Raw genomic sequence first — 14,445 nt, 5'->3', positions numbered from 1 at the left:
CTCGGGCGAACCGTTCTGCGGCTGGTCCTCGCGGCCACGGCCACCACGGCGGCCGCGCCGGCGGCGGCGTTTCTTGCCACCTTCCGAGCGCTCGCCATTGCCCTGCTGCTGGCGGTCCTGCTGGGAGCCATCTTCTCCCGCATCAGAGTTGTCATCGCCATCGTCGTCAGCGTCGATCTCCTGCGGGGTCTCAATCTCGGAGGCCTCGGCTTCGGCCTCCTCGTCCTCGTCTTCCTCGAAGGCGGAGTCGATGCGGACCGGCGGAACGATGACCTTGCGCGGCGGGATGTTGCGGTCGGGAGCGCGCTCGATCAGGGCCTGTGATCCCTTGAGTTCATCGCTCGGCGTGATGAAGACTGAGATGCCATAGATGGTCTCGATCGACAGCAGGTTGTCGCGCTTTTCGTTCAGGATGTAGAAGGCGATCTCGCGGGTACACTTGACCGTGAGGTTCTCGGGCTTGCGCGCGATGAGGTGTTCCTCGATGGCGCGCAGGACGGAGAGGCCGCAGGAGGAGATCGACCGGACGACGCCGCGTCCCTCGCAATGCGGGCAGGTGCGCGACGAGCCTTCGAGAAGGCCCGGGCGGAGCCGCTGGCGCGACATTTCGAGAAGGCCGAAATGGCTGATGTGCCCGACCTGGATACGCGCGCGGTCGTTCTTCAGCGCATCCTTGAGGCGCCGCTCGACGTTGCGGTTGTTGCGCTTCTCCTCCATGTCGATGAAGTCGATCACAACAAGGCCGGCAAGATCGCGAAGCCTGAGCTGGCGGGCGATTTCGTCGGAGGCCTCGAGGTTGGTACGGAGTGCCGTGTCCTCGATGTTGTGCTCGCGCGTCGATTTGCCGGAGTTGATGTCGACCGAGACGAGAGCTTCCGTCTGGTTGATCACCATGTAGCCGCCGGACGGCAGCGTGACGGTTGGCGAGTAGAGGCCGTCGAGCTGGCTCTCGGCCTGATAGCGCGAGAACAGCGGTCGCGTGTCCTTGTAGGGCTTCACGTTCTTGGCGTGACTGGGCATCAGCATCTTCATGAAGTCCTTGGCTTCACGGTATGCCTCGTCGCCCTCGACGACCACCTCGTCGACGTCCTTGGTATAGAGATCGCGGATGGCGCGCTTGACGAGGCTGCCTTCCTCGTAGACGAGGGCAGGGGCCTGGCTCTTGAGCGTCAGGTCGCGCACGCTCTCCCACAGGCGGAGCAGATAGTCGTAGTCGCGCTTGATTTCGGTCTTGGTGCGCTGGGCGCCCGCGGTGCGGACGATCAGACCCATGCCCTGCGGCACCTCGATCTCCTTCGCCACTTCCTTGAGGCGGCGGCGATCGCCCGAGTCCGTGATCTTGCGCGAGATGCCGCCGCCACGGGCGGTGTTCGGCATCAGCACGCAATAGCGGCCGGCGAGCGAGAGGTATGTTGTGAGAGCGGCACCCTTGTTGCCGCGCTCTTCCTTGACGACCTGCACCAGAATCACCTGGCGGCGCTTGATCACTTCCTGGATCTTGTACTGGCGGCGCTGCACCTTGCGGCGGCGCTGCGGCACTTCTTCCATGGCGTCTTCAGCACCGATCGATTCGACCTTCTGGGCCTCGGGGTCTTCGCCCACTTCCTCGATGCCATTGCCGAGTTCGCCGGGCATGCCGCGGTCCATGCTGGGTGCAGGAGCGATGGCCTCTACGATCACGTCTTCGGCTTCTTCATGCATCTCGAAGGCGGTCGCAGCAGCGGCCGCGTCTTCAGCCTCGGCGTGATCCTCGGGCTCACCTTCATCTTCCGCTTCGCCGGACCCTTCGTCCTCGTCGGGCTCTACGGCCTCCGAAATGCTGGGTGCATCATGTGTGGCGGCAAGCGGCTCGGCGCGCGACGGCTCGTCGTCCCCGTCGTCCAAGGCGTCGTCGTGATGTTCGCCATCGTGATGATCGTGGTCGGGCTGGTCGTCATCGGACTGGGCAGAATCGGAATAGGAAGCTGACTGGCTGGCGTCCTCGTCATGTTCTTCGTGGTACTCGGGATGATAGTCGGACGAGGTTGTTTCGTCCGAGTGTCCGTTTCCATTGTCATCATGTTCGCCGTTGTCGCCATGTTCGCCATCGGCACTGGCCTTTTCGCCACCACGGTCACGACCGCGGTCGCGGCCACCACGGCTTCTGTTGCGGCTGCTGCTGCGATGGCTGTTTCCGGCCTCTTCGTCATCGTCCTCGTTCTCGCGGGCATGTTCTTCTTCCTCGGCCTGGAGGAGCGCCATGCGGTCGGCAAGCGGGATCTGGTAATAGTCGGGATGGATTTCCGAGAAGGCCAGGAAACCATGCCGGTTTCCGCCATACTCGATGAAGGCCGCCTGGAGCGACGGCTCCACGCGGGTGACTTTGGCAAGGTAGATATTACCCTTCAGCTGGCGGCGTGCGGCGCTTTCGAAGTCGAATTCCTCGATGCGGTTCCCCTTGAGGACGACCACGCGGGTCTCTTCGGGGTGGCTTGCATCGATGAGCATCTTGCTGCCCATATGTCATGTCCTTTGCGCCGGCACGGCAAGGCCGATAGGTTCTCCGCTCCGGAAAGGAGACGCCTGTTGAACCCTGGTGTGCAGCTGCGCGAATGGGGCACGACGGCCGATGCGGACGGAGGCATTCCTGCTGGGGCCGATGATGACCGGTCCTCTAGTTGCGCTCTCGTCGTGGCGTGGGTCATGCCCAAGATTGTCCTTGTGTTCCGGGGGCCGGAACGGTTCCTAGCTGGCGGATCCCTCCGAGGATCACGCTCTCTACCGCGATGAGACAAGGATGACTTTACGCATCCGGACCCCGCCCCACGCGAAATCTGACGCCCGGTCACATACACCGCAGATTCGCGGCCATGACATTCGGGAGACGCGTGCCTTTTATGAGCAGGGGTTTGGAATTGCAAGCATTCCTCTCAGGCCGCCGGCGGCAACCAATGGTTAACCCTGTGGGGACTAGTTTGGACGCGACCCCCAGAGAGGATGCGCCCCGAGCCGATGAACCTTCAGTCCGTTCCGCCCCCGCGCCTGGCTGCGGCCCGACTTATGGTGGGGCTGGCCCTGGCGTTGCTGTTCCTGCTCAGCGGCTACCGGCTTCCGCCGGCAGCGGCGGCCGATCAGCCGGTGGCGACGGGCGCCCGCATCGGCGGCGACGACATTCGCACCCGCTTCGTGGCCGACCTGAGCAAGGCGGTGGGCTACACGGTGTATGTGCTTCCCGACCCCTACCGCGTCATGATCGACCTGCCGGGCGTCACCTTCAACCTGCCGCCCGATGCCGGACAGAACACCCGCGGTCTGATCCGCGAGTACCGCTACGGGCCTGTCGAAACCGGCCGGTCGCGCATCGTGCTCGACACCAATGGCCCGGTCCTCATCGAGAAATCCTTCGTGGTCGCACCGCAGGCGGGCCAGCCAGCCCGCATTGTCGTCGATCTCGTCCAGACGACGGCGGAATCCTTCGCAGCCGCCCTCAAGGTGGACGAAAGGACGTCGCTGACCGCCATTGCCGACGCGGCCGAGGCTGGGAAAGCTCCCCCTTCGGAGGTCGCCGGGGTGGCGGAAGAACCGGTTCCCGAAATTTCCAACGAAGCGGCGTCGGAAGAGCCCACAGCAGTCATTCCGCTTCCAAGGCCGAAACCCGGCAGCGGGGCCGCCGCAGCGGAAAGCGAACCGGCCCCGAAGATCCGCAAGGACGGCCGCCGCCTGGTCGTCATCGATCCCGGCCATGGCGGCATTGACCCCGGCGCCATTGGGCATAAGAAAACGAAGGAAAAGGACGTGGTACTGGCCTATGGCCTGAAGCTCCGCGATATCCTGAAGGCTACCGGCGATGTCGACGTCATCATGACCCGCACCGGCGACAAGTTCTTGACCCTGAAGGAACGCGTCCGCATCGCCCGCGAGAACGAGGCCGATCTCTTCATCGCCATTCATGCGGACACGGTTCGCGGCCCCGAAGCCCGCGGCGCCACGATCTATACGCTGTCGGACAAGGCCTCCGACGCCGAGGCCGAAGCCCTTGCCCACAAGGAAAACCGCGCCGACATCATTGCCGGTGTCGATCTGGATACCGAGAATGAGGAAGTGACGGGTATCCTGATCGATCTCGTGCAGCGCGAGTCGAAGAACAACTCGCTGTTCTTCGCCAAGAAGGCCGTGTCCGAAATGAAGGGTGTCACCGGCTTCACCGGCAAACCGATGCGTTCCGCCGGATTCGTGGTGCTGAAGGCGCCCGATGTTCCTTCCGTGCTGGTCGAGCTCGGTTATCTGTCGAGCAAGCACGATGAAAAGCAACTGACCTCGCCCGAATGGCGCGAGCGCGTCGCGGCCGCCATGGCCAAGGCCATCGGCAAGTATTTCGCCCAGCAGGTTGCCGTAAGGACCGAGTGAGCCCTGCCGGCCTGCCACCCGCCCGCCACCCCACCTGCCTCCCAAGGGCCACAATCCGCCTCTAGCGAATTAACTGTAGCCGGCCACCCGCTTCGTGTAATCGGGCCCGGATAACAGGCAGGTGCTGAACTCTCGATGCTGCGTTTCATAGGCTGGCTCTTTACCGTTGGTTTCATGCTGTTCCTGGTCGCGGCGGCCGGGGTTTCCTATGTGATTTGGGATTCCTCGAAGGACCTGCCCGACTACAAGCAGCTGGCCACCTACGAACCGCCGGTGATGACCCGCATTCACGCCGCCGATGGCTCGCTCCTTGCCGAATATGCCGAGGAGCGCCGCCTCTTTGTGCCCGTGAGCCAGATGCCGAAACGCCTGATCGAGGCCTTCATTTCGGCCGAGGACAAGACCTTCTTCACCCATGGCGGTCTCGACTGGCAGGGCATCGCGTCTGCCGCCTACCGCTATGTGCAGGTGAAGGCTACGGGCAAGGGGCAGATCGTCGGTGCCTCCACCATCACCCAGCAGGTTGCCAAGAACTTCCTGCTGACCAATGAGCGGTCCATCGAGCGCAAGCTCAAGGAGGCGCTGCTCGTCCAGCGCATCGAGCAAACCTTCTCCAAGGACCAGATCATCGAGCTTTATCTCAACGAGATATTCCTCGGCCTCAATTCCTATGGCGTAGCCGCTGCCTCGCTCAACTACTTCGGCAAATCGCTCGACCAGCTCGAACTCGAGGAAGTAGCCTATCTCGCGGCCCTTCCGAAGGGCCCCAACAACTATCATCCGTTCCGCCAGAAGGAACGCGCAATCGAGCGGCGCAACTGGGTGCTGCTGCAGATGCAGGTGAACGGCTACATCACCGAAGACGAGATGCGGACGGCGCAGGCCAAGCCGCTCGAGGTGAACCCGCGCCCCTTCGGCGCACAACTCTTTGCTGCCGAGAGCTTTGCCGAGGAAGTCCGCCGCGAGCTTGTCACCATGTATGGCAAGGAAAAACTGGAGAAGGGCGGGCTGTCCGTCCGCACCACGCTCGATCCGAAGCTTCAGCTTTACGCGCGCCAGGCGCTGGCCACGCATCTGATCCGCTTCGATCGCAAGCGCGGCTGGCGCGGCCCGATCGCCACCGTCGAACTGACTGGCGATGACTGGGGTCCGCTTCTCAAGACCCGCAAGGTGCCGGCCGACGTCGCTCCGTGGCGGCTGGCCGTGGTTCTGGCGGTGAATGAGGAAAAGGCCGTCATCGGCCTCCAGCCGAAATTCATGCCCGATGGCGCGCAAGGCCCAGAGCGCGAGAAGGCGGCGATCCCGCTCGAACTGCTGAAATGGGCCCATGCCTACGAGGACGGATCGCGGCTTGGACCCGAAGTGAAGACAGCCGCCGATGTACTGAAGCCCGGCGACGTCATCTATGTGGCGCCGAGCAAGGACTCGAGGCAGTACCATCTGGTCCAGATGCCGGATGTGGAAGGCGCTCTCGTGGCCATGGACCCGCATACCGGCCGCGTTTTGTCTCTCGTGGGCGGGTTCTCCTACAGCCGCAGCCAGTTCAACCGTGCGGTACAGGCGCTGCGGCAGCCGGGCTCCTCGTTCAAGCCGATCGTCTATGCGGCAGCCCTCGACAATGGTTATTCGCCTTCGTCCGTGGTGCTCGACGCGCCCGTCGAATTCAAGATGTCCGATGGCAAGATGTGGAAGCCGAAGAACTACCAGAACAAGTTCTTCGGCCCCTCGACGCTTCGCCGCGGCATCGAGCAGTCCCGCAACGTGATGACCGTGCGGCTTGCCGCCGAACTCGGCATGGTGAAGGTCGCCGACCTCGCGCAACGCCTCGGGATCTATGAAAAGCTTCCGCTCCAGCTGGCCATGGCGCTGGGCGCGGGCGAGACGACGCTGCTCAAGATGGTCACCGCTTATTCGATGATCGACAATGGCGGCAAGAAGATCGACGCCACGCTGATCGACCGAATTCAGGACCGCTATGGCCGCACCATCTTCCGTCATGACGCCCGCGACTGCGGCAGCTGCTCGGCAGCGGAATGGAGCGAAGGCTTGCCCGAGCCCGAACTGCTCGACGTGCGCGAGCAGGTGATGAGCCCCTATACCGCCTATCAGGTCACCTCGATGATGGAAGGCGTGGTCGAGCGCGGCACCGGCAAGAAGGTGAGGGTCCTCGGCAAGCCCGTGGCCGGCAAGACCGGCACCTCCAACGACGAGCGCGATGCCTGGTTCATCGGCTACACGCCCGACCTCGTGGTCGGCGCCTATATCGGCTACGACAACCCCAAGCCCATGGGCAAGGGCCGCACCGGCGGCGAACTGGCGGCACCGCTGGTCGCCGACTTCATGCGGCTGGCACTCCGCGACAAGGCCGCGACACCTTTCCGCGTGCCGCGCGCCATCGAGCTCATTCCCATCGACGCGAAATCCGGCAAGCGCGCCATCTATGGCAAGGACGGCACCATTCTCGAGGCCTTCAAGCCGGGCGACGAACCGCCGGACGCGACCAAGATCATCGGCGAGGGGACCGTCACCGCGCAGGCGCCCGCGCAAGGCGAGGGCATGGTGCTCGTTCCCGCCCAGCAGCCCGCAGCCCAGCAGGCGCCCGTCCAGCCCCCGGCCGACAATGGCGGGTTGACGACGCAGGGCGGCGGCCTCTATTGAGCCTTCAACCGAATTCCAATTTGAGCAAGTATCATGCGCGCTGAAATCTCGTCTCTGGTCGACGACATGAAGCAGTCCATCGGGCTGCTGAGGAGGCATCTTTGACTGGGACAATGCCCTCCGCCGCCTCGCCGAACTGAACGCCAAATCCGAAGACCCTTCGATCTGGAACGATCCGCAGAAGGCGCAGGAGATCATGCGCAAGCGGCAGGATCTCGACACCCGGATCGGCATGATCCGCAATCTCGAACAGTCGATCGCGGACAACACCGAGCTGATCGAGATGGGCGAGATGGAAGGCGACCAGTCGATCGTCACCGAGGCCGAAAAGGCGCTCGTCGCCATGAAGCCGAAGCTGGCCGAAACCGAGATCGAGACGTTGCTCTCTGGCGAGGCCGACGCCAACGACGCCTATGTGCAGATCAACGCGGGCGCTGGCGGCACGGAGAGCCAGGACTGGGCCTCGATGCTCATGCGCATGTACATGCGCTATGCCAACAAGTACGGCTACAAGGCCGAAGTGCTGGACGAGCATCCGGGTGAAGAAGCGGGCATCAAGTCCTGCACGCTCCAGATCAAGGGCCACAACGCCTATGGCAAGTTGAAGACCGAGTCGGGCGTGCACCGCCTCGTGCGCATCTCGCCCTATGACTCGAACGCGCGCCGCCACACGTCGTTCTCCTCGGTCTGGGTCTATCCGGTGGTCGACGACAACATCAACATCGAGATCGTGGACTCGGACCTGAAGGTCGACACCTATCGCGCATCGGGCGCAGGCGGCCAGCACATCAACACGACCGACAGCGCCGTCCGCATCACCCATATGCCAAGCGGCATCATCGTCGCTTGCCAGGCCGAGCGCTCGCAGCACAAGAACCGCGCCACGGCCATCAAGATGCTGAAGGCGCGGCTCTATGAAATGGAACTGCAGAAGCAGCAGGAAAAGATCGACGCGGCCAATGCCAAGAAGACCGAGATCGGCTGGGGCCACCAGATCCGCTCCTACGTTCTCCAACCCTATCAGCTGGTGAAGGACCTCCGCACCGGCCACACATCGACCGCCCCGGGCGACGTGCTCGACGGCGAAGTCGAGGAATTCATCCAGGCCTCGCTCGCCCACAAGGTGAGGGGCGGCGGCGACCAGGTGGTGGAAGACATCGAGTAGTGGGAAGCGCCCCGTGCCTTATGGCGCGGGGGGCTCTCCGCCCATGAACTGCAAGCCATCCTTCATCGGCTCGAAAAGCTTGGCCACGTTGCCGGAATAGACCTGTCCGCCCATCATGGTCAGGCGGCGCTCGGGCTGGCCATCGCTGAAGTCGAGATCGTCGAGCCTGACCCAGAATGTGTTGGGGCTGGTGGCGCTGTCGAAGAAATAGACCTTGTTGCGGTGATCGATGGCCGTGCGCCAGATGGTGGACGAGATGTTCGGCTCGTTGGGCGTGGTGATGCCCAGCGGAACGCTGACCGACCTGACCACGCCCATGGTGCTGGCGACGGCCTGGTTGACGAAGCTCTGGTTGGGAACGGCCTTGATATAGGCATCTGACGTGGAGGTCGGCACGGACTTGATCAGGAAGGACGCGCGCACGAAGCGGTCTGCCGCGCGGTTGGTGCCCGGCAGGAAGGTGAGGCCGCCAATTCCCGCCCAGTAGGTGTTGATTGCGATCTGCTGGTCGAAGGTGGGAGAGTTGGTCATCACCTGGTACTGGCGTCCGTGATGGATCACCAGCTTGCCGCCCACATACTGGAAGATCGCCGAGTCGCCCGTCGCATCGGAGAGCGAAAGGTGCAGCGTGGACTCGGCGCCATTGGGGAGCTTTGGCGCCAGGATCTGGAACGGTTCCTTCTCGAGGGCCTCGACGGCCTCCGCCACGGTTGCGAAATTGTCGAGCGCGTATTGCATCCACAGGCTGATCGAGAGATAGGGTTTGCCGGGCCGTGTGCCGAGGCCGTAGTCGCTTTCCGCAAGATAGAGCAGGTTACCTGCGAGGCCCTTCTCGTTGAGGCCGTCGGCGGTGCCGAGTTCATAGCCCGCCACCGCCACGCTGCCGTACTTCGATGTCCACGCGATGCTGTCAGGCCCTGACTTGCCAGTGCGCGCGATGCCACGCGGGAACATCCACATGTTCGAGAACATGTCTTCCTTCCAGTCCATCGAGCGGCCTGTGATCACGGTGCCGTCGTCTCCGAGGAAGACGACCCGCGTGCAGGCCATCGACGGCAAGACCGATGCGGTGAGAAACGCGGCCGCCGTGGCCGAAATCACGAATGTCCTGAGCGATCCAATCATGAAGTTCCTCCGGTGTGAGAATGATGTTGCATGGCCATGGAGCGGACCACGCACTTGCCTTTCAAAACTCGATCCAGCATCCTGATGCTGTTTGAAAGGTGTATCATGCTCAATCTCGATCCGCGACTCTATGTTGACCCGGCGGTATTTCTCCAGGAACGCAATTCCATTTTTGCGCGGTCCTGGCAGTTGCTCGGGCCTGTCTCGCAGGTGGCGGAGCGTGGGGAATATGTCTCGGCCGATATTGCAGGGATCAAGATCTTCGCGATCCGTGGCCGCGACGGCGAACTGAGAGCCTTCCGGAACGTCTGCCGCCATCGTGGCGCGCAATTGCTGGAGGAGGGGACCGGCCGCTGTGCCACCGTCCGCTGTCCTTATCATCAATGGGTCTTTGCCGATGACGGCCGCCTGATCAACGCGCCCTGGTTTGGCGAGGACAAAGACTTCAACATGGCAGACTGGCCGTTAGAGCCTATCCACGTGGCGACATGGCGGGGATTGCTGTTCGTCGCCATCGATCCGCAAGAAGACCTCGTGAGCCAGATCGGCGACCTGGTGACCGAGCTTGGCGACGAGCCCATCGAAACCTACACGGCATTGAAGACCGACCGCGTGATCTTCGATGCCAACTGGAAGATTTATACGGATAACTTTGTAGAGGGCTATCACATCCCCGGAACCCATCCGAGCTTCTTCGCGGCGATCGACTTCGAGCAGTTCAAGACCACCGCCCATAGAGGCTTCGTCCGCATGACGGCTCCTCCGCGCGACGGGTTATTCTATCGCGGCAAGTGGTTGTGGATGTGGCCGAACTGGACGCTGTCGCTCTTCGACGGAGGCATGAATACCTCGCGCATCAATCCGATTTCCACGGACCGCACGGAGCAGATCTATCATTTCTACTTTGCCGACACGTCTGACGCGGCCCGCCCCGCGCAGGAGAAGACCATCGCCGGAAACCTCGCCGTGGTCCGCGAGGATTACGAGGTCTGCGTCTCGACGCACCGGAACTATGCATCAGGCTCCTACAGCGCGGGCCCGCTGTCGCCCCGCCATGAGCAGGGCGTCCACTACTTCCAGCAGCGCGTGAAGGAAAGCCTCGGCGCGTGAGGTAATCTCAGGCGAGTGTTTCGACCGAGACTGGCCGCGAGTCAGCGCCGAGGTGATAGACGACCGGAACGCCGGTATCGAGTTCGCGCTTGAGTATCTGTTCTGGCGTCAGGCCCTCGATGGCCATGATCAGTGAACGGATCGAATTGCCGTGCGCCGCCACAAGCACCCGCTTGCCGGAGAGAACATCCGGCTGGATATGCTTCATGTAGTAGGGAAGCGCCCGCGCCAGCGTGTCCTTGAGGCTTTCGCCTCCGGGGGGCGGAACGTCGTAGGAGCGGCGCCAGATATGCACTTGCTCCTCGCCCCACTTGGCGCGGGCGTCGTCCTTGTTGAGGCCGGTCAGGTCGCCGTAGTCGCGCTCGTTCAGGGCCTGGTCCTTGATGGTGGTGAGGCCCGTCTGGCCCAGTTCGTCCAGCATGATGTCCAGCGTGTGCTGCGCGCGGGTGAGCACGCTCGTATAGGCGATGTCGAACTGGAAACCCTTGGCCTTCAGCTTCTGGCCGGCGCGATGAGCTTCCGCCACGCCCTGCTCGGTGAGGTCAGGATCCTTCCAGCCGGTGAACAGGTTCTTGAGGTTCCATTCGCTCTGGCCATGTCGGACGAGCACGAGAAGACGGTCCATGCGGTTCACTCCAGTCCCAATACGTCGGTCATCGAATAGAGGCCGGGATTCTTGTCGAAACCCCACAGCGCGGCCTTGACCGCTCCTTTGGCGAACATGTCGCGGCTCGAGGCCTTGTGCGTGAGCTCGATCCGCTCGGTCTCGCCCGCGAACATCACCGTATGATCGCCGATCACCGAGCCGCCGCGGAGCGTGGCAAAGCCAATGTCGCCCGCCTGGCGAGCACCCGTGTGGCCATCGCGCGAACGCACTGAGCGCTGCGCCAGGTCGATGCCGCGGCCTTCGGCGGCGGCCTGCCCCAGCAGGAGGGCGGTGCCCGACGGCGCGTCGATCTTGTGCTTGTGGTGCATCTCGAGGATTTCGATATCGTAGTCTTCGCCCAGCTTCGCTGCCGCCTGCCGGACAAGCGACGCGAGCAGGTTTATCCCCAGGCACATGTTGCCGGACTTGATGATGCGGGCATGGCGCGCGGCTGCCTTGATCCTTGCATCGCCTGCCTCGTCAATGCCGGTCGTGCCGATCACATGAACGATGCGCGCCTGTGCGGTGAGTTCGACCAGGGCCAGTGTAGCGGCCGGCACGGTGAAGTCGATGATGCCGTCGATGTGGGTGAGAAGCTGAAGCGGATCGTCGGTGATGGCGACGTCTAGCTGGCCAAGCCCCGCCAGTTGGCCCATGTCGGTGCCGACATGGGGCGATCCCTTGGGTTCGATGCCGCCTGCGATCTCGGCACCGGGCGTTTCATGCACGATTCGAGTCAGGACCCGGCCCATGCGGCCGGCGGCTCCGGCAATGGCTAGCTTCATGTTGTCCTCCCCAAGTTGGAAGGCGGTCTTAGCAACGGGGGCAGGCGATGAAAAGCGCCTTGATCCTGCCATCACATGCGGCGAGTGTCCCGGCCGTGCTACGGCGATTTCTCCACGGCCTTTCAGTCTATGTGCTTTTGGCGATCATGCTTCCGATCGCCGTGGGGGCCGGACTATCCATGTCGCGCGGCTGGGCTGAAAGCTGGCGATCGGCGGATTGGGGCTCATCGGGCCTGCTGCCCGAGGCCGGTTCAGTCCCCGAAGCCAGGGTGATGATACTCGCGGCCCGCACCGGGCGCTGGAAATCGATTTTTGCCGAACACATGTCGATCGTGCTCAAGCCGGCGGGTGCTGATCGCTGGACGCGTTACGATGTCGTGGGCTGGGGCAATCCGGTCCGCCGTGACGCCTATCCGGCCGATGCCTTCTGGTATGGGAACAGGCCCTATGTGGTGATGGAACTCAGCGGCGCCGAGGCCGAAGCGCTCATCCCGCGCGTCGAGGAAAGCATCACCCGCTATCCGAACGGTGTAAGAGGCAGCTACACGGTCTGGCCCGGCCCCAACTCCAACAGCTTTGTCGCCTGGGTCGTACGCAACACCGAGGGCTTCAATGCCGAACTCCCGCCAGTGGCGGTGGGCAAGGATTATCTTGGCGGCGGGTTCCAGGCGGCCCGCGCGCCATCAGGCACGGGGATTTCTGTGTCGGCCTGGGGCATTGCGGGGATGACCGTCGCGTTGGACGAGGGCTTCGAGCTGAACCTGCTGGGGACCGCCATCGGCATCGATCCGGGCGACCTCGCGGTCAAGCTGCCCTCCATCGGCAAGGTCAGTCTTTTCGATTTATTGCGCGGGGACTAGACCCCTTCCACGAGCACGATCTCGGCAACGCCAGCGCCAGCGCGCTTGGCCTTGGCGTTCTGGTATTCGGGCGAGTTGTAGCAATCGATGGCGGCTTGCAGGCTCGGGAATTCGATCACCACATTGCGTGGACGTCCTTCTCCCTCCATCTGCTGGAAGGCGCCGCCCCGCGCCAGAATGCTCGCTCCATATTTCTTGAAGGCTTCAGGTGCTTCGACCGCATAGAGCTTGTACTGCTCAGGGTCGCTAACCGTGACATGGGCGATCCAGTAACCTTTGGGCATGCTCGGGTGACTCCTCTTCAAGGCAGTGAAATATAATGGGAATGCCGCCAAGGTCCAGACTGGACGAGTCGGGGTAGCTGTCCTACTGATCGGGAATGGATACCAAGACGGCGAAGCCGCTGAAGGAGCGCCTGGAAGACCTTTATGAAGGCGATACCCAGGCCGGGCATCGCTTCAGGTATGGTCTCCTCATCTTCGATGTCGTCACCATCACGTTCATCGTGGCGTCGTCCTTCCTCCGTGCTCGCGGCACTGAGATATTGGACGCGGTCATCGGCGTCCTGATCATCGCGGATTTCCTGGCCCGGCTGTGGATTGCTCACAACAGGCGAAAGATGCTTCTCAGTCCTTTCGGCATCCTCGACCTGATCGTCATCGTGTCGCTGATGGCGCCGATCGTCGGAGAGGGCTTCGCATTCCTGCGGGTGGCGCGCGTGCTGCGGCTGTTCCGCTCCTATCAGGTGACGAAGCGGCTGAGGCAGGATTTCAAGTGGTTCCGCAGGCACGAGGACATTGTGCTCTCGGCCCTGAACCTCGTGGTTTTTCTCTTCTGCATGACGGCCATCGTCTACGAGACGCAGCACAGCATCAATCCGGAAATCGGCAACTACGGCGATGCGCTCTATTTCACGGTGACGGCGCTGACCACCACGGGCTTCGGTGACATCGTGCTCAAGGGCACATGGGGCCGGCTTACAGCGGTCGTCATCATGATTTTCGGCGTCTCGCTGTTCCTGCGGCTGGTCCAGGTGATGCTGCGGCCGGACAAGGTCAATTTCAAATGCCCGGATTGCGGCTTGCTGCGCCATGAGCGCGATGCCGTCCATTGCAAGGCATGTGGTCGACTTTTGAATATCCCTGACGAAGGCGACGTCTAGCGCCCGTTGGACGCCCGCGGACGAACTGCCCTCAGAGGCCGGAAGTCGTCGTCGCGCTGGGAACTCCAGAGCGACTCGGAAAACAGGGCAGGTGCCTCGCCATAGGAGAGCGCAGGCTGGGCCTTCTGCGCCTCGGCCTGGGATTTCTGCCATACGGCACCCGAGAGCCGCGCGCCGGTTTCAATGGCGATGGTATCGCTGGTGATGTCGCCCTCGACCGTGGCGCCGGTCTGCAGGTGAACGTGCTCCGCGCGCAACGGCCCCGTGACCTGGCCATGGACGATGACATCATCCGCCGTAATGTCGCCTTCCACCACGCCCTGTGCCGCCACGATGCAGCTTCGGGCACGAATGGAGCCACGCAATATCCCCTCGATGCGGACTTCGCCGTCACTGGAGAGATTGCCCTCGAAAGTGGTATCGGCACCAATGAGCGTGGTCGTCGGGACAACCGCATCGTGGTTGTCGTTTACGGCAGGCTTCTGCTTGCGGAATAACACGGGGGTTCCACCTTTTGATCTGTTAGCGCCGCCGGAATCACCTGCACA

Annotated in this window: 12 protein-coding genes; 6 read left to right on the top strand and 6 right to left on the bottom strand. The window is 62.9% G+C overall.

Translation table 11 applies throughout. From position 1 onward, the window contains the following. Positions 1 to 2,499, bottom strand: a 2,499-nt coding sequence (locus tag ACEW8Q_RS06935) for an Rne/Rng family ribonuclease (protein ID WP_373503322.1), incomplete at its 3' end; no start/stop codon positions are given. Between the two features lie 492 nt (positions 2,500 to 2,991). Here ACEW8Q_RS06935 and ACEW8Q_RS06930 point away from each other — a divergent pair. The 3 genes from ACEW8Q_RS06930 to prfB all read left to right on the top strand — a co-directional run bounded on the left by ACEW8Q_RS06930 (position 2,992) and on the right by prfB (position 8,209). Beyond that, positions 2,992 to 4,386, top strand: coding sequence for an N-acetylmuramoyl-L-alanine amidase (locus ACEW8Q_RS06930; RefSeq protein WP_373503321.1), 1,395 nt, complete (start codon positions 2,992 to 2,994; stop codon positions 4,384 to 4,386). 135 nt (positions 4,387 to 4,521) lie between these two features. Further along, a complete protein-coding gene (locus ACEW8Q_RS06925) occupies positions 4,522 to 7,044 on the top strand; it encodes a penicillin-binding protein 1A (protein WP_373503320.1) in 2,523 nt (840 codons plus the stop codon). 33 nt (positions 7,045 to 7,077) lie between these two features. Then, positions 7,078 to 8,209 (top strand): peptide chain release factor 2 gene (gene prfB, locus ACEW8Q_RS06920; protein ID WP_373503319.1). Its coding sequence is split into 2 segments (ribosomal slippage): positions 7,078 to 7,146 and positions 7,148 to 8,209, totalling 1,131 coding nucleotides; the frame shifts between segments, so codons are not numbered across the junction. Positions 8,210 to 8,227: 18 nt separating this feature from the next. On the opposite strand, the gene ACEW8Q_RS06915 is transcribed toward prfB, so the two are convergent. After that, complete coding sequence (locus ACEW8Q_RS06915) at positions 8,228 to 9,334, bottom strand: linear amide C-N hydrolase (protein ID WP_373503318.1); 1,107 nt, start codon at positions 9,332 to 9,334, stop codon at positions 8,228 to 8,230. A gap of 105 nt (positions 9,335 to 9,439) precedes the next feature. Between ACEW8Q_RS06915 and ACEW8Q_RS06910 the strand changes: the two genes are divergently transcribed. After that, positions 9,440 to 10,444, top strand: coding sequence for an aromatic ring-hydroxylating dioxygenase subunit alpha (locus ACEW8Q_RS06910; protein ID WP_373503317.1), 1,005 nt, complete (start codon positions 9,440 to 9,442; stop codon positions 10,442 to 10,444). 7 nt (positions 10,445 to 10,451) lie between these two features. Here the strand turns inward: ACEW8Q_RS06910 and ACEW8Q_RS06905 are convergent, their stop codons facing one another. Next, positions 10,452 to 11,069 carry a 2,3-bisphosphoglycerate-dependent phosphoglycerate mutase gene (locus ACEW8Q_RS06905; RefSeq protein WP_373503316.1) on the bottom strand — a complete coding sequence of 206 codons (618 nt, stop codon included), beginning with the start codon at positions 11,067 to 11,069 and terminating at the stop codon, positions 10,452 to 10,454. A 5-nt stretch (positions 11,070 to 11,074) separates the two neighbouring features. Further along, complete coding sequence (dapB, locus tag ACEW8Q_RS06900) at positions 11,075 to 11,875, bottom strand: 4-hydroxy-tetrahydrodipicolinate reductase (RefSeq protein ID WP_373503315.1); 801 nt, start codon at positions 11,873 to 11,875, stop codon at positions 11,075 to 11,077. A gap of 47 nt (positions 11,876 to 11,922) precedes the next feature. On the opposite strand from dapB, the gene ACEW8Q_RS06895 reads away from it, so the two are divergent. Beyond that, positions 11,923 to 12,735 (top strand): DUF3750 domain-containing protein, encoded by an 813-nt coding sequence (locus tag ACEW8Q_RS06895; RefSeq protein ID WP_373503314.1) that lies wholly within the window; start codon positions 11,923 to 11,925, stop codon positions 12,733 to 12,735. Here the strand turns inward: ACEW8Q_RS06895 and ACEW8Q_RS06890 are convergent. Further along, a complete protein-coding gene (locus ACEW8Q_RS06890; protein WP_373503313.1) occupies positions 12,732 to 13,019 on the bottom strand; it encodes a DUF1330 domain-containing protein in 288 nt (95 codons plus the stop codon). The two genes, ACEW8Q_RS06895 and ACEW8Q_RS06890, sit on opposite strands and share 4 nt — an antisense overlap. 95 nt (positions 13,020 to 13,114) lie before the next feature. Here ACEW8Q_RS06890 and ACEW8Q_RS06885 point away from each other — a divergent pair, with 95 nt between their 5' ends. Further along, complete coding sequence (locus ACEW8Q_RS06885) at positions 13,115 to 13,897, top strand: potassium channel family protein (protein WP_373503312.1); 783 nt, start codon at positions 13,115 to 13,117, stop codon at positions 13,895 to 13,897. Here the strand turns inward: ACEW8Q_RS06885 and ACEW8Q_RS06880 are convergent. Continuing rightward, positions 13,894 to 14,397, bottom strand: coding sequence for a polymer-forming cytoskeletal protein (locus tag ACEW8Q_RS06880; protein WP_373503311.1), 504 nt, complete (start codon positions 14,395 to 14,397; stop codon positions 13,894 to 13,896). The two genes, ACEW8Q_RS06885 and ACEW8Q_RS06880, sit on opposite strands and share 4 nt — an antisense overlap. Between the last annotated feature and the right edge of the window lie 48 nt (positions 14,398 to 14,445).

The organism is Aestuariivirga sp., from assembly GCF_041738905.1.
GTDB lineage: Bacteria > Pseudomonadota > Alphaproteobacteria > Rhizobiales > Aestuariivirgaceae > Aestuariivirga.
This window is presented reverse-complemented; position numbering and strand designations above follow the sequence as displayed.